This is a genomic window from Mesorhizobium sp. WSM3626 (assembly GCF_000513935.1).
GTDB classification, from domain to species: domain Bacteria; phylum Pseudomonadota; class Alphaproteobacteria; order Rhizobiales; family Rhizobiaceae; genus Mesorhizobium; species Mesorhizobium salmacidum.
On the sequence record NZ_AZUY01000004.1, the window covers coordinates 35,564 to 58,436 of the forward strand.

Annotated in this window: 22 protein-coding genes and 1 riboswitch; of the genes, 11 read left to right on the forward strand and 11 right to left on the reverse strand. The window is 63.7% G+C overall.

What is annotated here, in order from left to right; translation table 11 throughout:
• The first annotated feature begins 37 nt into the window (after positions 1-37).
• Positions 38-979, forward strand: coding sequence for a TIM barrel protein (locus M653_RS0104500; protein WP_027142226.1), 942 nt, complete (start codon positions 38-40; stop codon positions 977-979).
• 55 nt (positions 980-1,034) lie between these two features.
• Here M653_RS0104500 and fba read toward each other — a convergent pair whose 3' ends face one another.
• Complete coding sequence (gene fba, locus M653_RS0104505) at positions 1,035-2,099, reverse strand: class II fructose-bisphosphate aldolase (protein WP_027142227.1); 1,065 nt, start codon at positions 2,097-2,099, stop codon at positions 1,035-1,037.
• A gap of 272 nt (positions 2,100-2,371) precedes the next feature.
• Here fba and M653_RS0104510 point away from each other — a divergent pair, with 272 nt between their 5' ends.
• From M653_RS0104510 to M653_RS0104520, 3 genes are all read left to right on the forward strand, one after another.
• Positions 2,372-3,142, forward strand: coding sequence for a DeoR/GlpR family DNA-binding transcription regulator (locus M653_RS0104510; protein ID WP_027142228.1), 771 nt, complete (start codon positions 2,372-2,374; stop codon positions 3,140-3,142).
• A gap of 18 nt (positions 3,143-3,160) precedes the next feature.
• Entirely contained in the window at positions 3,161-3,919 is a 759-nt protein-coding gene (locus tag M653_RS0104515) for a triose-phosphate isomerase (protein WP_027142229.1), read from the forward strand.
• 26 nt (positions 3,920-3,945) lie between these two features.
• Complete coding sequence (locus M653_RS0104520; RefSeq protein ID WP_027142230.1) at positions 3,946-4,386, forward strand: RpiB/LacA/LacB family sugar-phosphate isomerase; 441 nt, start codon at positions 3,946-3,948, stop codon at positions 4,384-4,386.
• Here the strand turns inward: M653_RS0104520 and dhaL are convergent.
• The 4 genes from dhaL to M653_RS0104540 form a co-directional block, all read right to left on the reverse strand.
• Entirely contained in the window at positions 4,383-5,018 is a 636-nt protein-coding gene (gene dhaL, locus M653_RS0104525; RefSeq protein WP_027142231.1) for a dihydroxyacetone kinase subunit DhaL, read from the reverse strand. The genes M653_RS0104520 and dhaL overlap by 4 nt on opposite strands.
• Positions 5,019-5,027: 9 nt before the next feature.
• Entirely contained in the window at positions 5,028-6,041 is a 1,014-nt protein-coding gene (locus M653_RS0104530) for a dihydroxyacetone kinase subunit DhaK (RefSeq protein ID WP_198028713.1), read from the reverse strand.
• A 167-nt stretch (positions 6,042-6,208) separates the two neighbouring features.
• Positions 6,209-6,682 carry a 6,7-dimethyl-8-ribityllumazine synthase gene (locus M653_RS0104535; protein WP_027142233.1) on the reverse strand — a complete coding sequence of 158 codons (474 nt, stop codon included), beginning with the start codon at positions 6,680-6,682 and terminating at the stop codon, positions 6,209-6,211.
• Positions 6,683-6,759: 77 nt separating this feature from the next.
• A riboswitch (FMN riboswitch) is annotated at positions 6,760-6,960 on the reverse strand.
• A 96-nt stretch (positions 6,961-7,056) separates the two neighbouring features.
• Entirely contained in the window at positions 7,057-8,232 is a 1,176-nt protein-coding gene (locus M653_RS0104540; protein WP_027142234.1) for an MFS transporter, read from the reverse strand.
• Positions 8,233-8,280: 48 nt separating this feature from the next.
• On the opposite strand from M653_RS0104540, the gene M653_RS0104545 reads away from it, so the two are divergent.
• Complete coding sequence (locus M653_RS0104545; RefSeq protein ID WP_027142235.1) at positions 8,281-8,820, forward strand: Lrp/AsnC family transcriptional regulator; 540 nt, start codon at positions 8,281-8,283, stop codon at positions 8,818-8,820.
• Between the two features lie 119 nt (positions 8,821-8,939).
• On the opposite strand, the gene mtnA is transcribed toward M653_RS0104545, so the two are convergent.
• Both mtnA and mtnK read right to left on the reverse strand, forming a co-directional pair.
• Positions 8,940-10,034, reverse strand: a complete 1,095-nt coding sequence (mtnA, locus tag M653_RS0104550) for an S-methyl-5-thioribose-1-phosphate isomerase (RefSeq protein ID WP_027142236.1) — start codon at positions 10,032-10,034, stop codon at positions 8,940-8,942.
• Positions 10,031-11,302 (reverse strand): S-methyl-5-thioribose kinase, encoded by a 1,272-nt coding sequence (gene mtnK, locus M653_RS0104555; protein ID WP_027142237.1) that lies wholly within the window; start codon positions 11,300-11,302, stop codon positions 10,031-10,033. Before mtnK ends, mtnA begins: the two co-directional genes overlap by 4 nt.
• A 137-nt stretch (positions 11,303-11,439) precedes the next feature.
• Here mtnK and M653_RS0104560 point away from each other — a divergent pair, with 137 nt between their 5' ends.
• The 3 genes from M653_RS0104560 to M653_RS0104570 all read left to right on the forward strand — a co-directional run bounded on the left by M653_RS0104560 (position 11,440) and on the right by M653_RS0104570 (position 15,129).
• Entirely contained in the window at positions 11,440-12,951 is a 1,512-nt protein-coding gene (locus M653_RS0104560; protein ID WP_027142238.1) for a sugar ABC transporter ATP-binding protein, read from the forward strand.
• A gap of 81 nt (positions 12,952-13,032) precedes the next feature.
• Positions 13,033-14,028, forward strand: a complete 996-nt coding sequence (locus M653_RS0104565) for an ABC transporter permease (RefSeq protein ID WP_027142239.1) — start codon at positions 13,033-13,035, stop codon at positions 14,026-14,028.
• Positions 14,029-14,076: 48 nt separating this feature from the next.
• The gene (locus M653_RS0104570; protein WP_027142240.1) at positions 14,077-15,129 is read left to right on the forward strand and encodes a substrate-binding domain-containing protein; all 1,053 of its coding nucleotides are present in this window, start codon (positions 14,077-14,079) and stop codon (positions 15,127-15,129) included.
• Positions 15,130-15,201: 72 nt separating this feature from the next.
• On the opposite strand, the gene M653_RS0104575 is transcribed toward M653_RS0104570, so the two are convergent.
• The 4 genes from M653_RS0104575 to M653_RS0104590 form a co-directional block, all read right to left on the reverse strand.
• Positions 15,202-15,489: a type II toxin-antitoxin system RelE/ParE family toxin gene (locus M653_RS0104575; RefSeq protein ID WP_027142241.1), complete on the reverse strand. Its 288-nt coding sequence runs from the start codon at positions 15,487-15,489 to the stop codon at positions 15,202-15,204.
• A complete protein-coding gene (locus M653_RS0104580; protein WP_245262056.1) occupies positions 15,482-15,742 on the reverse strand; it encodes a type II toxin-antitoxin system ParD family antitoxin in 261 nt (86 codons plus the stop codon). The genes M653_RS0104575 and M653_RS0104580 overlap by 8 nt, the downstream gene beginning before the upstream one ends.
• Before the next feature lie 108 nt (positions 15,743-15,850).
• Positions 15,851-17,905, reverse strand: coding sequence for a bifunctional aldolase/short-chain dehydrogenase (locus M653_RS0104585; protein ID WP_027142243.1), 2,055 nt, complete (start codon positions 17,903-17,905; stop codon positions 15,851-15,853).
• 86 nt (positions 17,906-17,991) lie between these two features.
• A complete protein-coding gene (locus M653_RS0104590) occupies positions 17,992-18,957 on the reverse strand; it encodes a sugar-binding transcriptional regulator (RefSeq protein WP_027142244.1) in 966 nt (321 codons plus the stop codon).
• Positions 18,958-19,159: 202 nt separating this feature from the next.
• Between M653_RS0104590 and M653_RS0104595 the strand changes: the two genes are divergently transcribed.
• From M653_RS0104595 to M653_RS0104605, 3 genes are all read left to right on the forward strand, one after another.
• On the forward strand, positions 19,160-20,800 hold the full coding sequence (locus M653_RS0104595) for an acyl-CoA synthetase (protein ID WP_027142245.1): 1,641 nt from the start codon (positions 19,160-19,162) through the stop codon (positions 20,798-20,800).
• A 190-nt stretch (positions 20,801-20,990) separates the two neighbouring features.
• Entirely contained in the window at positions 20,991-21,596 is a 606-nt protein-coding gene (locus M653_RS0104600; protein ID WP_027142246.1) for a TetR family transcriptional regulator, read from the forward strand.
• Positions 21,597-21,650: 54 nt separating this feature from the next.
• Entirely contained in the window at positions 21,651-22,793 is a 1,143-nt protein-coding gene (locus M653_RS0104605) for an efflux RND transporter periplasmic adaptor subunit (protein WP_027142247.1), read from the forward strand.
• Positions 22,794-22,873: the final 80 nt, after the last annotated feature.

Consider the following 22,873-nt stretch of genomic DNA (forward strand, 5'->3'; position numbering starts at 1 on the left):
CCCCTATTTCGGCGACAGCGTTGAAGGGATAGCGACCTTGGCCTTCACGCTCTCCCTCAACACCAATCCGCTGGTCAACCGCTTCGCGGAGCCCGACGATCTGATCGACACCATCGCCTATGGCATCGGCATCAGGGACGTTCAACTCACGCACGAATTCGTCAATCCAGGCTGGCCCGCGGCGACGATCGTCAAATTCGTCCGCCTGTTCCGCAACGCCTTGAACCGCACCGGCGTGCGCGTCACCTCCGGCATGACTGGTCCCTACGGCCGGCTCAACCATTTCGGCCATCCCGATGCCGATGTGCGCCGCTACTATGTCGACTGGTTCAAGACCTTTGCCGATATCTCGGCCGAGCTTGGCGCTAGCGGCATGGGCACGCAGTTCGCCATTTTCACGCATCGCGACTTCGACGACGCCGCCCGCCGCGCGCGTCTGTTCGACATTGCGCTGGACTGCTGGCGCGAGGTCGCCGAACACGCCCGGGCGGCAGGCCTGACCTACCTGTTCTGGGAGCCGATGTCGGTTGGCCGCGAGTTCGGCCACACGATCGAGAATTGCCGGATGCTGCAGGATGCGATCGATGCCGCCGGCATGGCCATTCCACTGGAGATGATGGTCGACATCGACCATGGCGACGTGACCTCCTCCAACCCGGCCGATATCGATCCCTATGCCTGGGCCGAGGCGTTCCCCCGCAAATCACCGATCATCCACGTCAAGCAGTCGTCGATGAACAAGGGCGGCCACTGGCCGTTCACGTCAGCCCACAACAAGGACGGCCGCATCACGCCTGAGAAGCTGCTGGAGACGGTGCGCCGCGGCGGCGGCTCCGACAACGAGATCTGCCTCGAACTGTCGTTCCGCGAGCGCGAGCCGGTCGACCATCAGGTGGTCGCCATGATCCGCGAGTCGGTCGACTATTGGGCACCCTTCATCGAGACCGGCAGGCCTGGCCTGCTGCCGAAAGCCGGATAGAAATCGGACAGGAGCCGATGCGGCTCCTGTCCATGAAATGCAAACCGGATCGAACTCAGGCGAATTTCGGATCGAGGCTGCCCGACTTGTAGCGCTTGGCCATTTCCGAGACCGGGAGCGGCTTGATCTTCGGCGCATTGCCGGCGGTGCCGAATTGCTCGAAGCGCTCCTTGCAGAGCTTCCTCATCGCCGCCATCGCCGGCGTCAGGTATTTGCGCGGATCGAACTCGCTCGGGTTTTCGGTCAGCACCTTGCGGATCGCGCCGGTCAACGCCATGCGGTTGTCGGTGTCGATGTTGATCTTGCGCACGCCATGCTTGATGCCGCGCTGGATCTCTTCCACCGGCACGCCCCAGGTCGGCTTCATTTGGCCGCCATATTTGTTGATGATCTCCTGCAGGTCCTCCGGCACCGAGGATGAGCCGTGCATGACCAGGTGCATGTTCGGCAGCCGGCGGTGGATCTCCTCGATGACATTCATGGCCAGAACCGCGCCGTCGGGCTTGCGCGAGAATTTATAGGCGCCGTGGCTGGTGCCCATGGCCACCGCCAGCGCATCGACATGAGTGTCGCGCACGAACTGCTCGGCCTGCACCGGATCGGTCAAGAGCTGGTCGTGGCTGATCGCGCCTTCGACGCCGTGGCCGTCTTCCTGTTCGCCGCCGCCGCTCTCGAGCGAGCCCAGCACGCCGATCTCGCCTTCCACCGACACGCCACCCCAATGCGCCATGTCGACCACACGCCGTGTGATACCGGAATTATAGGCATAGTCGGCCGGCGACTTGCCGTCTTCCTTCAGCGAACCGTCCATCATCACCGAGGTGAAGCCGTACTGGATCGCGGTGACGCAGGTGGCTTCGTTGTTGCCGTGGTCGAGATGCATGCAGACCGGGATGTCGGGATGGATTTCGACCAGCGCGTCGATCAGCTTGGCCAGCACCACGTCATTGGCGTAGGCGCGCGCACCGCGGCTTGCCTGCAGGATGACCGGCGACTTGGTCTCCTCCGCGGCCTCCATGATGGCCAGGCCCTGTTCCATGTTGTTCATGTTGAAGGCCGGCACGCCATAGCCGTATTCGGCGGCGTGATCGAGCAATTGTCTCAATGTGATGCGAGCCAACGATTAGTCTCCCGTATCTGGTTTCAAACCTGTGGTTGCGGGCTGTCCGCGCATCGTTCAGCCCACCGATGCTTCTGGCCGGAATTCCGCGCAACCGCAACCGTGACAGACCGTCCCGGCAGCAATTCTTGTTACAGCGGCGCGATAAAAGCCGGCGAAATATCCCAGTGAAATATCTCATTATCACAAAAATTATGATACATGCGCGGCAATGTCTGTTATGTCTTGGTTCGATCAAGGAGCCTGGCTTCTGCGTTGGCGGGTCGGCGAGAATGAAGAGCGACAACAGACGGCAAGGCATCATGGACTTCCTGGTGGACGCCGGCGCGGCAAGCGTCGACGATCTCGCCTCGCGTTTTGGCGTCTCCAGGATGACCGTGCACCGCGACTTGGACGAGCTCGAGGAGAGTGGCTTCCTGCGCAAGGTGCGCGGCGGCGCCTCGATACAGCCGAGCAGCCTCTTCGAGAGCGATTTCCGCTACCGGCAGAAGCAGGCGATTGGGGAAAAAGTGCGCCTTGCGGCGGCGGCCGTGGCCATGATCGAACCCGGCCAGACGGTCATCATCGACGACGGCTCGACGGCGGGGGGTATCGCGCGGCATCTCGCCGATCTCAAGCCGCTGACGGTGATCACCAACAACCTCGCCGTCATCCAGGATTTGGCCGGTGCCGGAGGCATCAACCTGATCGCGCTCGGCGGCCAATACTCGAAGAAATTCCATGGCTTCTTCGGCCTGCTCGCGGAGGCTTCGCTGCGATCGCTGCGCGCTGATGTCGCCTTCCTGTCCTCATCCGCCATCCACGGCGCCTCCGCCTTCCATCAGGACCAGGAAGTGGTGCAGGCCAAGCGGCTGATGATGGCCGCGGCGACCCGCAAATACCTGCTGGTCGATCACGGCAAGTTTGGCCGCAGCGCGCTGCATTTCCTGACCGATCTCAAGGCATTCGATGCCGTCTTCACCGGACGCGAGCCGGAGCCCGGGATGCGCGCGACGCTGGATGCGGCCGGGGTTTCGCTGACGGTGGTCGCCGACAAGGATTGAGGATCAAGGAGAGTACGCGTGGTTTACTGGGTCGGTACAAGCTGGAAGATGAACAAGACGCTCGCCGAGGCGCTTGATTTTGCCGGGGCGCTGGCCGGCTTCGTGCCNGGTTTCGACGATCGCATCCAGCCTTTCGTCATTCCGCCCTTCACGGCGGTGCGCGAAGTCAGGCAGGCGCTGTCGGCGACGCGCATCAAGGTCGGCGCCCAGAACATGCATTGGGCCGATGCCGGCGCCTGGACCGGCGAGATCTCGCCGGTGATGCTGAACGATTGCGGCCTCGACCTGGTCGAACTCGGCCATAGCGAACGGCGCGAGCATTTCGGCGAGACTGATCGCACGGTCGGGCTGAAGACGGCGGCAGCGGTCAAGCATGGACTGATACCGCTGATCTGCGTCGGCGAGACGCTGGCCGAGCGCGAAAGCGGCAAGGCCGATGCGGTGCTGACCAGTCAGGTCGAGAGTGCATTGCAATTTCTCGAAGGCGAGGCGAGGGGAGCAAAAATCCTGTTCGCCTACGAGCCGGTCTGGGCGATCGGCGACAAGGGCATTCCGGCCAGCTCCGACTATGCCGACAAGCAGCAGGCGCTGATCAAGAAGGTCGCCGCCGATCTGCTGCCGTCCGCGCCGCCGGTGCTCTATGGCGGCAGCGTCAACCCTGGCAATGCCGCGGAACTGATCGGCCAGCCCAACATCGATGGCCTGTTCATCGGCCGCTCCGCCTGGCAGGCCGAAGGCTATATCGATATCCTGCGCCGCGCCTCGGCCGCGATCTGAATCAATCGAACTGGAAAGGACAAAAAATGAAAATAGCCATTGGAGCCGATAGCGCCGGCAAGCCGCTGCTCGACGTCATCGCCGCGCATCTGGCAACCAAGCCCGGCCTCACCGTCAGTGACCTCAGCCAGGCCGGCTATTATGCCGATCTGTCGCAGAAACTCGCCCAGACGATCATCGAAGGCGAGAACGACCGCGGCATCCTGTTCTGCGGCACCGGCATCGGCGTCTCGATCTCGGCCAACAAGGTGCCGGGCATCCGCGCCGCACTTACCCACGACACCTATTCGGCCGAGCGCGCGGCGAAATCCAACAACGCCCAGATCATCACCATGGGCGCCCGTGTTATCGGTCCGGAACTGGCCAAGGCCATTGTCGACACCTGGCTGGCCTCGGAGTTCGACGAGAAGGGGCCCTCGGCCGGCAACGTCCAGGCGATCAACAGGCTCGACGCGGCAAAGAGCTAAGAGAGACTGTCGCGCATGGCCCTGATGACGGTGACGGCCGAGGCCGCGCCCGGGTCCATGTGTCCGAGCGACCGCTCGCCGAGCCGTGACGAGCGGCCCTTGGCGGCGATCATGTCCTTGGTCGATTCCGCGCCGCGCTCGGCAGCGGCAAGGGCTGCCTGCAGGCTTTCAGCAAGGTCTTTTCCTGCTGCATTGCTGGCGCCAGCCGCTTCCGCCGCCGGTTGCCAGGCGTCGACCATTGTCTTCTCGCCGATCTCGGCCTTGCCGCGATCCTTGATGCCTTGCGCCATGGCTTGCAGCAGCGCGACGATATCGGCATCCGCCAGCGTCGCCTTGCCCTTGACGGCGGCGGCGGTGCGCATGAAGGCGGTGGCATAGAGCGGACCGCAGGACGCGCCGACGGCATTGAGGAACGATTTCGCCGCCGTGTTGAGGAGCGCGGTCGGCTCGGTCGCCGCAAGGTCGACCAATGCCAGCGCATCGCGCACGGCGTTGAACCCGAGCGCCATCGCAATGCCGTGGTCGGCGTCGCCGATGACGCCGTCGAGCTGGCAAAGCCGGTCCCTGTCGGCTTCGATCGCCTCCGCGATCGCATCGAACATTCTTTTCAGGTCGGAGGCAGCGATGGTCATGGAGCGCTCTCAGCCGGCACGGAACATGGCGCAGTCGCAGGGATGGTCGAGCATCGTCTGCAACTCTTCGTCGAGATGGAAAAGCGTCACCGAGGCGCCGGCCATTTCCAGCGACGTGCAATAATTGCCGACCCAGGTCGCGTGGACGGAAACGCCGATTGCATCGAGCCGCTGCTTGACCCGACGGTTCATGATGTAGAGCTCCATCAGCGGCGTCGATCCCAGCGAGTTGACCAGCACCGCGACCTTGTCGCCCCGCTTCGGCGCCATCTCGGTGAAGATCCTGTCGAGCATCTCGTCGGCAATCTCATCGGCGGTCCCGAGCTTGCCACGCGCAATGCCGGGTTCGCCATGGATGCCCATGCCGATCTCCATCTCGTCGGCGCCGATGTCGAAATTCGGCCGCCGCGTCTGCGGCAGCGAGCAGGGCGACAGCGCCACGCCCATGGTGAAGGTGTGGTCGTTGGCCTTGCGCGCGATGCGTTCGCATTCGTCGAGCGAGAGCATGAGGTCGCAGGCCGCACCGGCGGCCTTGAAGATGAAGAAATTGCCGGCGACACCACGGCGCTTCTGCCGCTGGTCGCGCGGTGCCGAGGCGACGTCGTCGGTGGTGAGCACCGTTCGCACCTCGACGTCGTCCATGCCGGCCATCTCGGCCGCCATGTCGAAATTCATCACATCGCCGGCATAGTTGCCGTACATGAACAGGACGCCGGCACCGCCGCTGACCGCCTTGGCACATTCCAGGATCGGATCCGGTGGTGGCGAGGCAAAGACGTTGCCGATCGCCGCCGCGTCCGCCAGCCCCTTGCCGACAAAGCCGAGAAAGGTCGGCTCGTGGCCGGAACCGCCGCCGATCACCAGCCCGACCTTGCCGGGCCGTGCGCCATCGCGGGCGATGATCGAGCGCGGGCTGCCGTCCACGCTTGTGAGATGGCGAGGATGCGCGGCCAGGATCCCTTCGAGCATTTCGTCGACGGCGCGGTTGCCGTCGTTGATGATCTTCTTGGTCTGCACCGGCATCCTCCCGAACTCGGCATTTTCCTGGAAAGGCGCCCCGCTGAATTAGCGCAACGCGTTTCCAGGTCCTTGTGTATGCACGTCGTTATCCCAAAACCGCTGCGCGTCTTTGGGCGACATGCATCCGATACTACCGGCTGTTGCCGGGATTTCCACCCGGCTTCAGTGCTTCAGGCCGCGATCTTTTCCCGCGCGGCGAGGATCTGCACACAGGCGTTGGCCGCCTCTTTGCCCTTGACCGTGAAATGCTCGAAGAAGAAGCGGTGATGCTCGGCGCTGTCGTGAAAATTGTGCGGCGTGAGCACCGCCGACAGGACCGGCACGCCGGTCGACAGCTGCACGTTCATCATGCCGTCGATGACGGCGCCTGCAACGAAGTCGTGCCGGTAGATGCCGCCATTGACGACGAACGCCGTGCCGAGGATCGCGGCATAGCGGCCGGTCCCGGCAAGCGTCTTGGCATGCAGCGGAATCTCGTAGGCGCCGGGCACGTCGAAGACGTCGACGGCAAAGCGTCCGCCGCCGATCTCGGCCAGCTCCGCTTCGAAGGCTTGCACGCACTGGTCGACAATGTCGGCATGCCAGCGCGCCCTGATGACGGCGACGCGGGTTGTTTCATAGTCTTTGTGGGAATGCTGATTCATGGGTCCATCCTTCCGTTTCGAACCAGAATCAGGACGCACGATACGAAATCCGGCCCGCCGAGGCGGTCCGTTTTCCGTTTCGTTCTCTTTCATCCGGACTCTAACCGTCGGCTCCGGAATCACACCGGATCTGCTGACCTTTCCGATGCCGGAAAGCGCTCGCGGGCTTCGGCCCCGCGCATGACCCCGAAAACCGGAACCGGTTTTCGGAAAGGAATCATGCGCAACTGGGAGTCCTTACCGCCGGTGGGGACTTTCACCCCGCCCTGAGAACATTAACGCGCTCTGTATGAAGAGCAGGGGTGCCGGTGTCAACCGCGCGACAGGCCGCTGGCCAATCACGTTCTGTCGGCTGGAGCAATGCGATGATGGCTCTACCGGGTGCGCCATGCCGCAGCCGAGGCGGCAACCAGCATCAGCACCGCCGCGACCATGGCGCAGGTGGCAAAGCCGAAGCCGGAATAGAGGGGCCCGAAGCCGGTGGTGCCGACGAACACCGCGAGGTAGGTCACCGCGCTGTTCAGGCCCATGATCGTACCCCGCCGTGACGGATCGAGCGCCGACAGGCGCATCACCAGCACGTTCAGGCCGAAATGATTGGCAAGCCCCCAAGCCGCGACCATGGCGAGTGTCAGGCCATAGCTGTCGCTGGTCGCGGCGACCGCCACGTAGACCATGGCGACGAGAAGATAGGCGAAAGGCATGACGCGCCTCGCGCCAAGGCGATCGATGATGCCGTCGAAGAGCGCCGCCGTGCCGAACCCCGCGCCATAGGCGAGGGCCGCCAGACCGTTGGCGCTGACCGCCTGTCCCAGTCCGCTGTGAAGATGATCGCCGAGATAGCCATAAACACCGTAGAAGGCGGTCATGAAGGCGCCGCAGGCGACCAGCAGCGGCACGATGCCGGGAATGCCGAACGCCTCGAACGGCGAGGGCGCCGGCCCGGTCTTCCTGACATCCGGGAGCGACGATGCGCTGAGACCGCCGAGCGCCAGAGTGGCAAGCAGCGCCACGGCGGCGAAGACGGCGCGCCAGTGCACGAGATCGGCAAGCACCGCCGACAGCGAAACGCCGGCCACCATGCTGAGCGTCCATCCGGTCAGCACCACGCCGATCGTGCCGCTTTCGCGGCCGGGCGGAGCGATAGCCGCGGCACTGGCGTAGATTGCCGGCATGGTGACGCCGGCGGCGATGCCGGCGACAAGCTGCGCGGCAACCAGCGCGGTCACCGTGGGCGCGGCCGCGCTGGCGACAAGGGCCAATGCCAGCAGCAGCAAGGCCGCCTGCAGCATCCGGCGCGCGCCGACCCGGTCGATATGGCGTGCCAGGAACAGGGCGCTCGCCGATGTGCCGAGGCCGAAGGCGGCCGCCGCCATCATCACCATGGGAACGCTGGTCGCGAACGATACGGCCACCGCCGGAGCGATCGGGCCCAGCACCAGCGAATTCGAGCCGATCACGGCGATGCACACGGTCAGGAGATAGGCAAGGGCCGGGATGGGCGGCCTGGTGTCCGCGTTCAAGGCTGCAGCTTGATCGTTGTTCGACATATCATCATAATGGCCGTATTGAATTCCGTGACAATCGGGAATATCGGCATGGATGAAGAAACAGATGGCATTCAGCGGAACAGGCCGGCGGCCCGGGATGTCGACGCGACCGACCGAAAGATATTAGGCGTTCTGGTCGACGACGCGACCGTCAGTTATGCCGAGCTCGGCGAACGTGTCGGCCTGTCGCCGCCGGCAGCGCATGAGCGCGTCAAGCGGCTTCGGCGCAGCGGCGCCATCCGCAACACGGCCGCCATCATCGATCCCAACGCGGTGAGAAAGCCGCTGCTCACCTTCATCCATATCGACACCAGCGGCTGGGGCAAGACACCGGAACTGATGGCGATCTCGGAATATCCCGAGGTCGAGGAGATCCACACCGTCGCCGGCGACACATGTGTCCTGCTCAAGGTGCGTACCGAGGACACCAAGGCGCTCGAAGGGCTGCTGTTGCGTCTCTACGAGACACCCGGCGTCACGTCGACGCGCAGCTACGTCGTTCTGGCGACCTATCTCGAACGCCCGGTGCAGCCCGGCATCACGGCTCAATGGCCGACGCCGAAGCACATGGGCAAGCCGCTCTACTGAAGCAATTCCAGGAAAACTGTGCTGCGGTTTCCGTTGGGAATTGCGTGAAAACAGAGAGTCGGAGCGGCCGGCGATTCTATAGCTGGACCGCTCTAACGGATGACGCCGCTCGGTTCTGATTATCCCCGCTCGGGGAACATCGCCTTCAGCCCTTCGCGCGATGCCTTGGCGATGCCGCGCTCGGTGATCAGTCCGGTCACCAGCCGTGCCGGCGTCACGTCGAAGGCGGGGTTCCTTGCCGGCGTCGCTTCGGGCGACACACGCACCTGGGCGATCTCGCCCGTGGCGGTCTTGCCCCAGACCAGCGACACCTCGTCGCCCGAGCGCTCCTCGATCGGGATTTCGGCGAGGCCGTCGCCCACCGTCCAGTCGATGGTGGGAGAGGGCAACGCGACGTAGAACGGCACGTCGTTGTCGGCTGCGGCGAGCGCCTTCAGATAGGTGCCGATCTTGTTGCAGACATCGCCGTCGGCTGTCGTGCGGTCGGTGCCGACGATGACCATGTCGATTGCGCCGCGCTGCATCAGATGGCCGCCGGCATTGTCGACGATCAACGTGTGCGGCACGCCATGGCCGGCCATTTCCCAGGCGGTCAGTTGGGCGCCCTGATTGCGCGGGCGTGTTTCATCCACATAGACATGGACCGGAATGCCCGCTTCTACAGCGAGATAGATCGGTGAGGTGGCTGTGCCATAGTCGACAGTCGCCAGCCAGCCGGCATTGCAGTGGGTGAGGATATTGACCGGCTCGCCCGGCCGCTTGCGCGCCGCGATGTCCTTGATGATGGCGAGACCGTTCTCGCCGATGGCGCGGTTGAGCCCGACATCCTCGTCGGCGATTTCGCTGGCGCGCCGATAGGCGGCAGCGGCGCGTTGTCCGGCCGGCAACGGCCGCAGGAAACGCCGCATCTCGTCCAGCGCCCAGCGCAGGTTGATCGCCGTCGGTCGTGTCTCGTGCAGTGTTTCCCACACGCTGTCGAGCGCTTCGTCGGACGGATCGTGCGCCATTTGCATGGCGACGCCATAGGCCGCGGTGACCCCGATCAACGGTGCGCCGCGCACCCACATGTCGCGGATCGCGGTGGCGATGCCGGCGACCGTGCCAAGCTTCTCGATGCGGAATTCATGCGGCAGCCAGCGCTGGTCGATGATCTCCACCGAGCGGCCGTCGTCGCTGAGCCAGATGGTCCGATAGTGGCGGTCGCCGACGTTCAAATGCTGTTCTCCTGTTCGATCAGCGCGGCCAGATTGTTGACCTCGTCGATGCTGTGAATCTGGCGCCGGTTGACGGCGATGTGGCGGCCGAATTTCAGTGCCTTCGCCTCACAACTGGCGCGCAGATCTTCATCGGCAATGGTCTCGAAGTCGGCATTGTGGGCGAGGCCGAGGATGCGCCTGTGCACCTCGATGCCGGCAAAGCCGAGCAGATCGGTCCAGATCTGGTGCAGCACATCGTCGAGCGCCTGCTCGGCGGCGAGTATGTCGCCCTGGTCCTCGAACAGGCTCTTCTGGTAGAGCATGCCGGTGCGCTCGGTGCGCCACAGATGCGAGAACTCGGCACGGAACACTGCCCATGTCTCGACCACGACATCGAGCAGATAGGCGCGCATGGCGTCACGCTTGCCCTTCTGCTCATGCCCGCGTTGCGAGAAGAACGACATCCAGAAATTGGCGAGCAGCATGCCGATGTCGAACGCCATCGGACCGTAGAAGGCGAACTCCGGATCGATCATCCGCGTTTCCTGATCGGTGACCATGATCGAGCCGGAATGCAGGTCGCCATGCAGCAGCGTTTCGGCATTGGCGGTGAAGAGATGCTTCAGCCGCTGCGCCTCCACCTTGAGGTCGCGGTCGGTCCGCAGTTCCGCCACCAGACCGTCGAGCTGCGGACTGGTGTGGCGGTTCATCTTGGCGTCGAAATATGGGTCTGAGAACACCAGGTTCTCGGTGATGTCGCAAAGCTCGACATTGTCCGCGAACAGCGCCAGGTCCGCCTTGCGCTCCTTGGTCACCATCGACAGGTCGGAGCCGCGGAACAGGGTGCGGGCCATGAACAGGCCGATATCCCGGGCAATGTTCGGCAACTGCCGGCCTTCGATCAGCGCCCGCCGCAGGATGATGTGCGGCGACAGATATTCCATGATGATCAGCGCCTGGACCTCGTCGAAGTAGTAGATCGCCGGCACCGAGCCCGGCGCGCGCGCCTCCTGCCGGGTCAGCGCGTGGTATTCGAAGAAGGAGCGCTTCAAGGGGAGTGGCCAGCTGTCGCCGACGAGCCGGACATAGGGCAGGGCTTGCTTGACGATGGCGCCGCCGCTAGCGCCTTCGACGATGAACACCAGGTTCAGATTGCCGTCCCCGACCTCGCGGACCTTCCAGGCGCTCGCATCCTTGCCGATCTTCGAGCACAGCGCTTCGTTCGTGCCGAGACGTGTTGCGAGCGTCTCCACCGACAATGCTTCGAACGGCAATTTCCCAGTCATCCTTGTCCCTCCCGCCTGTGTGCTCCCATCATAAGGGAGCCTTGACGGCGAGGCCAAGCTAGGAAGCCGTCTGGCAATTGTCAATCGTGTTGACAATTGCCGATATTGACCATAGCGTCATGGTCAGGGAGGAACGCATGGTCGGCAATGCCGTGTTCCGCGTAGAGGGACTGAGGAAATCCTTTGGCCGCAACGAGGTGCTTGGCGGCATCGCGCTGGATCTCCATGCCGGTGAAGTGACCGTGCTGATGGGCGCCAACGGCGCCGGCAAATCCACCCTCGTCAAGATCGTCAGCGGCGTCTACGAGCGTGGCGGCGGCACGATGACGCTTGCCGGGCAGGATTTTGCGCCGAACACGCCGGCGGAAGCGATCCGCGCCGGCGTCGTCACCGTGCACCAGAACATCAATGACGGCGTCGTCGCCGACCTCGACGTCGCCACCAATCTCACGCTCGACAGGCTGAGCGGCAAAGGCGCGCCGACCCTGTTCAATCCCGCCCGCGTGCGCCGCGAAGCCAAGGCGGTCGCCGACCGCATGGGGCTGGCCATCGATTTGAAGGCGCGCGTCAGCGACCTTTCGCTCGCCGATCGCCAGATGGTGGCGATTGCCCGTGCGCTGGCGCACCAGCCGAAAGTGCTGATCCTCGATGAGCCGACCTCGTCGCTCTCCAGCGCCGAAGCCGACAGGCTGTTCGCGCTGGTCGACCGGCTGCGCGAGCAAGGCGTGGCGATCCTCTATATCTCGCACCGCATGTCGGACATCAGGCGGCTCGCGGACCGCATCGTCTCGATGCGCGACGGTGTCGTCTCCGGCGCCTTCGACATCAAGCCGCTCGACTATGAAGGCGCGGTTAACGCCATGCTCGGCCGCAAGATCCATCTCGACCGGATCGTCGCCAGGAGTTCGGCCAGGGCGGTCCTGAGCGTCGAAGGCCTTCGTATCGCGCAGAGCGCCAAGCCGATCTCGCTGACCCTTGGCGATGGCGAAGTGGTCGCCATCACCGGTCTCGTAGGTGTCGGCAAGACCGCTCTTGCCGAGACGCTGTTCGGCGTGCGCCGATCACTCGCCGGCACCATGACGATGAACGGCAAGCCTTACGCGCCGCGCTCGGCGGGCGACGCGATCGCCGCCGGCGTGTTCCTCGTCGCCAAGGATCGCGCCACCAGCGGCATCGTCGGCGGCTTCAACATCGAGCGCAATGTCAGTCTGCCCTTTCTCGGGCGGATGTCCAGTCTGAGTGTCCTCAAGCGCCGCCTCGAACGCGCCACCGCGCGCCGGCAGATCGAGCAGCTCGGCATCGTCTGCCGCTCCGAGAAGGATGACATGTCGGCATTGTCCGGCGGCAACCAGCAGAAGGTGATGGTCGCCCGCTGGATGGCCCAGAATGCCGCGCTGTTCATCCTCGACGAGCCGTTCCAGGGCGTCGACATTTCGGCCCGGCGCGACATCGCAGCCAAGCTGAGGGCAAGCGCCAATGGCCGCGCCACGCTTTTGTTCGTCACCGAACTCGACGAAGCGCTGGAGACGGCCGACCGCATCCTGGTGATGTCGGAGCACACAATCGTCGGCGAACACCGCAACGCCGATGTCGATCTAGATCGCCTGCTGGCCGAGGTCGCGGGCGGACCGCTGCACAGCGCTGCCTGAGCGTGGCGGCCGATGGAATTGGAATGGAGAGATCATGGGTTGGAGTTGGGTAAAAACCGCAGCGGCGCCGGGGTGCGCGGAATGACGCTGCGCGACCACGCCATCCGCTATGGATTCATCGTGCTGTTGTTCGGATTGGTCGCCTATTTCGCGATCGCCGCCGACGGATTCGTCTCGCCGCAAAGTGCCGTCTTCATCTTCCAGTCGGTCGCCATCACCGGCGTGCTGGCGCTCGGTGTTACCGCCACCCTGGTGGTCGGCGGCTTCGACCTGTCGATCGGTTCGGTTGCGACCTCGGCCATGATGGCGGCGGCCTATGTCATGGTGGTGCTGGAGCAGAACGCGTTCGTGGCGGTCATCATCTGCTTGTTGATCGGCGCCTTTGTCGGCCTGATCAATGGCTGGCTGATCGTCTACATGCGCGTGCCGGACCTGCTGGCGACGCTAGGCATGATGTTCCTCCTGGTCGGCCTGCAGCGCATCCCGACAGAAGGCCGCTCGATCGCCACCGGCATGACCATGCCCGACGGCTCGGTCGCCAACGGCAAGTTCTCCGATGCCTTCCTGGCGCTTGGCCGCCATCGCTTCGATTTCTTCATCCCGAACCTCATTCCGGTGTCGGTCGTCGTGCTTCTGGTGCTGGCCGTGCTGATCTGGTTCTTCCTCGAATACACCCGCTTTGGCCGCATGATGTACGCCGTCGGCTCCAATGAGCGCGCCGCCGAACTCGCCGGCGCGCCTGTCAAGGCATACAAGATCTGGGCCTACGTTATTTCAGGAGTTTTTGCCTCGATCGGCGGCATTTTGCTCGCCGCCCGGCTTGGACGCGGCGACATCGCCTCGGGTAATAATCTGCTGCTCGATGCGGTTGCCGCTGCGCTGATCGGCTACGCGGTGCTCGGCGCCGCGAAGCCGAACGCCTTCGGCACCGCCATCGGCGCGCTGTTCGTCGGCATCTTGCTGCAAGGCCTGACGATGATGAACGCGCCCTACTACACGCAGGATTTCGTCAAGGGCGTGGTTCTGGTCGTCGCCCTTGTCTTCACCTTTGCCCTTTCGGGCAGGGGCAGGAACTAGCATTCGGCCGGATGGATTTTGGGTTCAACAAAAGTGGAGGAAAACAAGGTGAACATCACAAGAAGACTTCTGGGGAAAGTGGCGCTCGGGCTCGCCGGCGCAACCATGCTGATGCAGGTCCCGGCATTGGCCGCCGATAAGCCGGCGCCATTCGACAAGCCCGGCGTCAAGATCGCGCTGGTGCGCTATCTCTCGACCGGCGACTTCTTTCAAGCCTATCTGTCGGGCGTCGAGGCGCAGTCGAAGGCGCTCGGCGTCGACCTGCGCGTGCTCGACAGCCGCCAGGACGCCGCCCTTCAGGCCGACATGGTCGATCAGGCGATCGCGCTCGGAGTGCAAGGCATCATCATCCAGCACGGCCTGACGGAATCGATGAAGGACGCCGCCCAGCGTGCCGTCGACGCCGGCATCAAGGTGGTGGCCTTCGACGTCAATGTCGAAAACCCCAAGATCCCGCAGATCGAACAGTCGGACAAGGACCTCGCGCGCCTAGCCCTCGAACAGGCGGTCAAGGACAATGGCGAAAGCTGGAACGCCGGCTATGTCTACGTCGCCGGCATCGCGCCGCTCGACCGCCGCAACGAAACCTGGGTCGACGTGAAGAAGAAATATGCCGGCATCAAGGAAGCCGCCATGTTCGGCACGCTCGACAATCCGATCGCCAACTCCGTCGCCAACCAGGCGCGCTCGGTGCTGTCGGCGCACCCCGACATCAACGTGATGTTCGCCCCTTATGACGAATTCGCCAAGGGCGTGAAGATCGCCGTCGACGAAGCGAGCCTGAACAAGAAGATCAAGATCTATTCGGCCGACATTTCGACGTCCGACATCGCGGCGATGCGCGAGCCCGACAGTGCTTGGGCGGCGACCGCGGCGACCAACCCGGCCGTCGTCGGCCAGGTCTCTGTACGCGCCCTGGCGCAGTTGCTTGCCGGCGAAGACCCCGGCCACAACGTCATCGTGCCGCCGACGCTGATCACCCAGAAGGAGCTGATCGACAAGGACATCAAGAACATGGAAGACCTGTCGGCCAAGCTGCCGCAGTTCGCCCACGCCGATGTCGCCATGCCTGCCTGGATGCCGAACCCCAACGCGAAGTAGGCGCCGGTCCGATAAGAAGCGAAAGGGCGGCCACGAGCCGCCCTTTCCATATGGATGTTCGCTTCTTTCGGTCTACAGCCAGTGTTCTGGATCGCGCATCCCGTGGACAATCGCCACGACTAGGACACCGTCCGACTGTGGTTCGTAGATGGCGATGTAGCGGCCTTCGATCAGCACTCGGGCTGTTGCACTCAATTCCGGGCGGGCTGCTCCTATCCTGGGGTGCTGAGCCGCCAGATCCAGCTTGTCGAAGATGCGCATCAGCAGCTTGTCCGCTGCCTTTTCGTTGTCGATTGCGATGGTGTGCCAGACATCTCGCAAATCCTGCGAGGCGCGCGGTGTGAACCGATATTTAGCCACGGGCGCGGCGTTCTGCCTTCAGGCCTCGAATGAACTCGGCGGGTTCGACTTCCACTGTCTTGCCGCTGGCCATGCCATCGGCATAGGCGCGTTTCAAGTGCTCAAGCTCCAGCGCACGCAATTCCTCGCGCTGCTCCCACAGGCGCAAGGCGTCGCGGACAATCTCGCTATTGGAGGCGTATGCCCCGCCTTCGACCGCACTTTGCAGGCGAGCAATCTGCTGCGCGGTGAGCGAGATGGTGAGGGTGCGCATCGGTTCGGCTTTCATGCCGACTATATAGCGCACCCCGCAAGAACTAACAATATTTGTTAGGACTTTCGTCTCGATCCCTGCCTGGCTCTAAACGATGGCAGAGATTGCCTACCGCAGCGCCGCGGCTATGTTGCCGCCGTCGACCGTCGTCACATCGGCGGTCGTCCGGTCGGCCAGGGCGTGGTGCAGGAAGGCCTGCGCCACATCCTGCGCCGTCACTTCCTGGCCGAGCAGATTGCCGGACATGTAGTCCTTCTCCGACACGCCGCGGGCGCCCGAGCGGCTGGCGATCATCGCGTCCGTCAAAAGACCCGAGCGGATGCGGTCGGCGTTGACGGCATTCGAACGGATGCCATGGGCGCCGTAGTCGAGCGCGTATTGCCTGGACAGGAACAGCGTCGCCGCTTTCGGCACGCCATAGGCGCCGAACTTCGGGCCGGGGTTGACCGCCTGCTTGGAGGTGTTGAACAGGAGAGCGCCACCGGTGCCCTGTTCGAGCATGATGCGCACGGCGTTCTGCGCCGCCGACTGGTGGGCGAAGAAATTGAGTTCGAAGCTCTTGCGCAGCAGCGCATCGTCAAGCTCGCCGATGCGGCCTTCCCATGCAGCACCCGCATTGGACACCAATATGTCGACGCCGCCGAACACGGCGATCGCCTTGTCGAATGCGGCGCGCATCTGAGCCGGGTCGGTGATGTCGGCACCAACGCCGATCGAATTGTTGCCGGCTTTCCTGGCGGCATCAGCGGCCTTTTCGGCGTCGAGATCGACGACGACGGCATGAGCGCCATTGTCGGCGAACAGTTTTGCGGTCGCCGCGCCGATCGCACCGGCGCCGCCGGTGATCAGCACCACTTGTCCAGTCAGCGGCTTCGGCTTGTTGGAAGCGAGCTTGGCCTGTTCCAGCGACCAGTATTCGAGCGGGAACAGGTCGGCCTTGGATAATGGGTGGAAACGCCCGACCGCCTCGGCGCCGCGCACTGCCTCGATCCACATCTCGCCGACGTCCGATGCGATCTTGGCGTCCTTCAATGTGCGACCATGGCCGAACATGCCGAGCCCCGGCACCAGCGTCAGCCGCGGCATGGGATCGAGCATGGTGCGCTTGACGTCGTCGAGCGCGTCATTGGTCTCGAAATAGGCACGATAATCCTTGGCGAAGGCATCGACATGGCTCTTGATCACCGCCTTGTAGTCACCGACCTTGTCGGCGTCGGGCGCCGGCACCGCCATCGGTCCGGTCTTGATGCGGATCGACAGATCCGGCGTCGACACGCCACGTTGTGCATAGTCGGCGATCTCTGCCGAATTGATGAAATCGACGATCGCGTCCGAGGTACGGAAATCGCTGATCATGCGGTCGAAGCGGCCTTCGCCGCGTGGCGCCGCGACAGCGCCGCGCAGCATGGGCGCGATCACCGCCGGTGACGCGAGCCTTGCCGGCAATGCCGCCTTCGCAGCCTTGGGCTTGGCGTGCTTGGCCACATAGTCCTCGGCGACGTTCACATAGTGGATCATCCGGTCATAGGCCTGCCTGGCGTCGTCGCCGAAAGTGAAGATGCCATGCTTGTCGAGGATCAGGCCTTCTACCGCAGGGTCGGCGTCGAAGACGTCGGCCGCCGCCTTGGCGAGGTCGAAGCCTGGCATGATGTAGGGCACGTAGCCCATCTTTGCTCCGAACACCTTTGCCACCAGCGGTTTGCTGTCTTCCTGGTCGACAATGGCCAGGATGGCGGTCGAATGGGTGTGGTCGACGAATTTGTGCGGCAGGAAGGCATGCAGCAGAGTCTCGACCGATGGGTTGGGCGAGGCGGGGTCGATCAGGTTTGCCCGCTGCAGGGCGACCATGTCCTCGTCGGAAAGCCTGTCCAGCTTGCGCGCCTTGAGCAGGGCGCCCATCTTGACGGCGGGCAGGCCCTGCGGCTCGATGACGGCCATGTCCCAGCCGCTGCCCTTGACGCACAGCACGTCCCACTCGTCGCCGACGAGGTCGGTCGCCTTGATCTTGCAGGAGGTGTTGCCGCCGCCATGCAGGACCAGCTGTGGCACGCCGCCCAGAAGCCGCGTCGTGTAGACACGCAAGGCCAGGTCGCGGCCGACGCCCTTCTTCGCATAATCGGCAACGAGTTTTTCGGCCGCGTCGTCGTTCCACAGGTTCTTCATGTTCGCTTCGTCCAGTTGCTGTCTTTGATGGTGAAACAGGAATGCCGCGACGCCTTGATGACAATGCGTCGGCAAAGGGGTGGTTTTCAGGGTGCCTTTTCTGCTGACGCTCCGGCATGATCGAGCAGCCGCTGCGCCATATGCGCGCCGACCACCAGATGCGTGCAGAGGCCGCCGGCGATTGCCGCGAGCAGCGGCTCGAACTTGCTGTCTTCCTGCACGACCATCAGCCGCTTCCCGATGACGCGCAGTGAAGCAAGCCCCGCCGAGATGACCCGCCGGTTGTAGCTGCAGTCGAGCAACTCGCCACCGGCATCGATGATCTGCCCGGCAATGACACCGGCGGCACCTTCCTTGCGCAGTGCCGCCATCTCGGCTGCCGTCAGCGCACCACACTTCACCAGGTGGCTGTCGGCATCGACCGCGCCGATGGAGTAGAGCGCAAGATCGCAGTCGCTGATCCCGGAAAGCTGATCACGGATCACCGGCTCGGCGCGCAGGCCTTGCGCCAGTTCCTCGGTTGACAGCACCAGAGGCGCGTAGAAATTGAGGCCCTTGGCATTGAGCCGCCGCGCGATTTCCATGGTGCACTGGTCGGGCCGGTAGGAATAGGGCGCGCCGAGATTGCCACAGAGCTGCACCACGGTGACGTCCTGCAGGTCGGCATAGGACATGATGTCGGCGATGGTGTAGACGGTGCGGCCCCAGGCGACGCCGATGCGGTCGCCCTTCCTGACGAGTTCCAGGAAGACGCTTGCCGCCAGCACCGCGATATCGGTCGAGGGATCGGCGAGGTAGGCGTTTTCCGGCGCGATCCAGACGGCGTCGAGTTTCAGGGCATCTTCCAGCCTGCGCGCCATGATGTCGTCGGTGAAGAGCTGCGTCGAGGTCGAGATGTTGACGATGCCTGTCTCGCGCGCCTTGCGCAGATACATGGCGACGGAAGCGCGCGAAATGTTGAGCTGATTGGCCACTTCGTCCTGGCGAAGCCCATGGGCATAGTAAAGCCAGGCCGCCTTGTGGATGAGCTGTTCTGCCGGTCGGATCGCCATGCCGCCTCCTTGGCTGACATTAGTCACGGCTCTCGACAAAAGTCAAATTTGGATGAGCAGGAAGGGATCTTCTGCCGGCGCGGCGCAATCGAGATCACCGTTCCAGCAAGTCGGCGCAGTATAGCATTCTCAGCCCTTCTGGGGGATAGCGTGACGACGAGCCTAAGGTTAGAAAGCTCGAAAAGACTTTGGGGAGAACGGGATGGCCAGTCCCTACGAACAGGATCTCGACAGGAACGCCGCCAACCACCAGCCGCTGACGCCGCTCACCTATCTGGAGCGCGCTGCAAAGACCTATCCCGACCACATCGCCATCATCCATGGCGGCCAGCGCATCAGCTATCGTGATTTCTGGCGCCGCTCGCTGAAGCTCGCTTCGGCGCTGCACAAGCACGGCATCGGCAAGGGCGATACGGTGACGGTCATGCTGTCGAACACGCCGCCGATGCTGGAGGCGCATTTCGGCGTGCCGATGACCAAGGCGGTGCTGCACTCGCTCAACACGCGCCTCGACGCCGCGGTCATCGCCTTCCAGCTCGATCATGCCGAGACCAAGGTGCTGATCGTCGATCGCGAGTTCTCCGGAGTCGTGCGAGAGGCGCTCGGTCTGGCCAAGGTCAAGCCGCTGGTCATCGATTACGACGATCCCGATTACGCCGCTGACGCGCCCTATCCGAAAGGCGAGCGGGTCGGCACGGTGGACTATGAGGCCTTTGTCGCCAATGGCGACGAGGAGTTCGCCTGGTCGATGCCGGACGACGAATGGGACGCGATCTCGCTCAACTACACGTCGGGCACGACAGGCAATCCCAAGGGCGTCGTCTACCATCACCGTGGTGCCGCGCTGATGGCCTACACCAACACCATCCATGCCGGCATGGCCAAGCACGCGGTCTATCTCTGGACGCTGCCGATGTTCCATTGCAATGGCTGGTGTTTTCCCTGGACGCTCGCGGTCCAGGCCGGCACGCATGTCTGCCTGCGCTGGGTGCGGCCGAAGCCGATCTATGACGCCATCGCCGACCACGGCGTCACGCATCTGTGTGGGGCGCCGGTCGTCATGTCGGTGCTGATCAATGCCAGGGAGGAGGACAAGCGCGCATTTGCGCAGACCGTCACCTTCAACACGGCTGCCGCCCCGCCGCCCGAAGCCGTGCTGTCGGGGATGGCCGATGCCGGCTTTGCCGTCACCCATCTCTACGGATTGACCGAAACCTATGGTCCCGCAGTCGTCAACGAATGGCATAACGGCTGGGACGCGCTCGACAAAGGGGCGAGGGCGGGCAAAAAGGCACGGCAGGGCGTGCGCTACGCCGCGCTCGAAGGCCTGACGGTGATGGATCCCGAGACCATGGCCGAGACCCCCGCCGACGGCGAGACCATCGGCGAGGTCATGTTCCGGGGCAACATCGTCATGAAGGGCTATCTGAAGAACCGCAAGGCGACCGACGAGGCTTTCGCCGGCGGCTGGTTCCACTCCGGTGATCTCGGCGTCATGCACCCCGACGGCTACATCCAGCTCAAGGACCGCTCCAAGGACATCATCATCTCCGGTGGCGAGAACATTTCCTCGATCGAGGTCGAGGACGCGCTCTACAAGCATCCCGCCGTCGCCTCCTGCGGCGTCGTGGCGCGCCATGACGACAAATGGGGCGAGGTGCCTGTCGCCTATATCGAGCTGAAGCCGGGCAAGGTGGCGAGCGAGGCGGAGATCATCGAGCACTGCCGGACGCTGCTTGCCCGCTTCAAGGTGCCGAAAGCGGTGATCTTCGCCGAGATACCGAAGACCTCGACCGGCAAGATCCAGAAATTCCGGCTGCGGGAAATGGCCAAGGTCGCCTGAAGTCGTCTCGCGCCTTTTCGAGAGAATTATTTTCAGTGGCCCGCATCCTGAGGGCGCCTTGTGACGTCTATGGGATGTCACCATCTGTCACCTATCGTACGCGTACATCGAATCCGCGTTGACACAGTGCTCTTTTCGATTTACGAGTGATGAAAATCGAAATTCGTCACTCGTTATTTAACAGAGAGCTATGTCCGAAGCCGCCAACATCGTCGCCGACGTCGCCCGACAGGAAAATGTGACGCGCATTCTCGATTGCGCCGAGCGCCTGTTCCGCCACTATGGCTACGGCAAGACCAATGTCGCCGACATTGCCCGCGAACTCGGCATGTCGCCGGCCAACATCTACCGTTTCTTTGCCTCCAAAGTCGAAATCCACCAGGCCGTCTGTGGCCGGATGCTCGGCGCCAGCTACAACATGGCTTACGAGATCATGCACCTGCCGGTCAGCGCCGAGGAGCGGCTGCGGCGTTACGTGCATGCGCAGTACAAGATGACGATGGAGGTCATGCTCGACGACCAGAAGGTACACGAGATGGTCATCGTCGCCCTCGAGCGCGACTGGGGCGTCATCGACAAGCATGTCGACAGCATCCACGATCTCTTCGCCGAGGTGATCCGCGAGGGCATCGAGGCCGGCGAGTTCAGGAAGCAGGACCCGGTGACCGCGTCGCGCTGTTTCGGTGCCGCCACCGTCATCCTGTGCCATCCGCAGATGGTGGCGCAGTGCCTCGCCAAGACCAATCGGGCGATGCCCGACGAACTCATCGATTACGCAATCAGAGCCTTGAAATAGCCGCCGCCAGCCGGTGCCGGTGTCGACAGTCCGTCTCCAGTCGGGAGTATCAAGATGTTTTTGCCCAGTTCCATCCTTCGCAAGCTGCCAGCTGCCGGCCTGATCGTCGCATCGCTTGGGCTCGCCGGCTGCTCGCAGGAAAAAGCGGAGGTGAAGGACATCATTCGCCCGGTCAAGGTCGTCGAGATCGCCCAGGCCCATGACACCCGCACGCTGTCCTATTCCGGATCGGTGCGCGCCCGCACCGAGAGCACACTGGGTTTCCGGGTCAACGGCAAGATCACCGAGCGTCTCGTCGACATCGGCCAGCGCGTGGCGCCTGGCGATGTGCTGGCCCGTATCGATCCGTCCGACTATGACCTGTCGGTCAAGAGCGCGCAGGCCGCGCTGGATGCCTCCGAACGGCAGGTCGAGACCGTCGAACTCGCCCGCAAGCGCGCCGAGCAGCTTTTCGCCAAGAACTTCGCGCCGAAATCGCAGCTCGAACAGGCAACGCTGACCTATGACCAGGCCGTCGCCACGCGCGACTCTGCCCGCTCGACGCTTGCCCAGGCCAGGAACCAGGTCGGCTATACCGACCTCAAGGCCGATAGGGACGGCATCGTCACGGCGGTCAACGCCGATGTCGGCCAGGTGGTCGGGTCGGGCACGCCGGTGGTCACCGTCGCGGTCGATGGCGAAAAGGAAGTGCTGATCGCGGTTCCGGAAATGGAGATCGCGCAGTTCAAGCCGGGCAAGGACGTCAAGGCGGGCTTCTGGTCCGATGCCGCTCTGGCGCTCGACGGCAAGGTTCGCGAGGTCGCCGGCAGCGCCGATCCGCAGTCGCGCACCTTTGCCGTCCGCGTCAGCCTGCCCAACGACCCGCGCGTGCTGCTCGGCATGACCGCCAATATCGAGGCGTCGGCGGCTAATGAAAAGCAGCTCGTGTCCATCCCGCTGAGCGCGCTCGCCGAGAAAGACAGCCAGTCGATCGTCTGGACGGTCGATCGCGGCGCCGACACGGTTCATGCCCGTCCGGTCAAGGTCGCCAAGTTCGCCGCCGATGGCGTGCGTGTCGCGGAGGGATTGAAACCGGGCGATATCGTGGTCGCCGCCGGTACGCAGTTCATGACCGAGGACCTGAAGGTGAAACTCGCCGGCGGCATCACACAGCAGTCCGCCTCGGCCGAGGGCGGGGACGCCAGCCAGCTGCGCTGACGACAGACAGGTCGGCCGCGCGTTCCCGCGGCCGCAGGTTTCCGGGCGGCGTGCCCGAAAGGTCGAGACGTCAAGGCCGA

Coding starts and splice junctions, on each gene's coding strand:
- M653_RS0104510 (WP_027142228.1), top strand. CDS start 2,372: ATGAAGAGCGACAACAGACGGCAAGGCATCATGGACTTCCTGGTGGAC.
- M653_RS0104535 (WP_027142233.1), bottom strand. CDS start 6,682: ATGAATCAGCATTCCCACAAAGACTATGAAACAACCCGCGTCGCCGTC.
- M653_RS0104590 (WP_027142244.1), bottom strand. CDS start 18,957: ATGGCGATCCGACCGGCAGAACAGCTCATCCACAAGGCGGCCTGGCTT.
- M653_RS0104595 (WP_027142245.1), top strand. CDS start 19,160: ATGGCCAGTCCCTACGAACAGGATCTCGACAGGAACGCCGCCAACCAC.
- mtnK (WP_027142237.1), bottom strand. CDS start 11,302: ATGACTGGGAAATTGCCGTTCGAAGCATTGTCGGTGGAGACGCTCGCA.
- M653_RS0104580 (WP_245262056.1), bottom strand. CDS start 15,742: ATGCGCACCCTCACCATCTCGCTCACCGCGCAGCAGATTGCTCGCCTG.
- M653_RS0104585 (WP_027142243.1), bottom strand. CDS start 17,905: ATGAAGAACCTGTGGAACGACGACGCGGCCGAAAAACTCGTTGCCGAT.
- M653_RS0104545 (WP_027142235.1), top strand. CDS start 8,281: ATGGATGAAGAAACAGATGGCATTCAGCGGAACAGGCCGGCGGCCCGG.
- M653_RS0104530 (WP_198028713.1), bottom strand. CDS start 6,041: ATGCCGGTGCAGACCAAGAAGATCATCAACGACGGCAACCGCGCCGTC.
- M653_RS0104520 (WP_027142230.1), top strand. CDS start 3,946: ATGAAAATAGCCATTGGAGCCGATAGCGCCGGCAAGCCGCTGCTCGAC.
- M653_RS0104600 (WP_027142246.1), top strand. CDS start 20,991: ATGTCCGAAGCCGCCAACATCGTCGCCGACGTCGCCCGACAGGAAAAT.
- M653_RS0104560 (WP_027142238.1), top strand. CDS start 11,440: ATGGTCGGCAATGCCGTGTTCCGCGTAGAGGGACTGAGGAAATCCTTT.
- M653_RS0104605 (WP_027142247.1), top strand. CDS start 21,651: ATGTTTTTGCCCAGTTCCATCCTTCGCAAGCTGCCAGCTGCCGGCCTG.
- dhaL (WP_027142231.1), bottom strand. CDS start 5,018: ATGACCATCGCTGCCTCCGACCTGAAAAGAATGTTCGATGCGATCGCG.
- M653_RS0104565 (WP_027142239.1), top strand. CDS start 13,033: ATGACGCTGCGCGACCACGCCATCCGCTATGGATTCATCGTGCTGTTG.
- M653_RS0104540 (WP_027142234.1), bottom strand. CDS start 8,232: ATGTCGAACAACGATCAAGCTGCAGCCTTGAACGCGGACACCAGGCCG.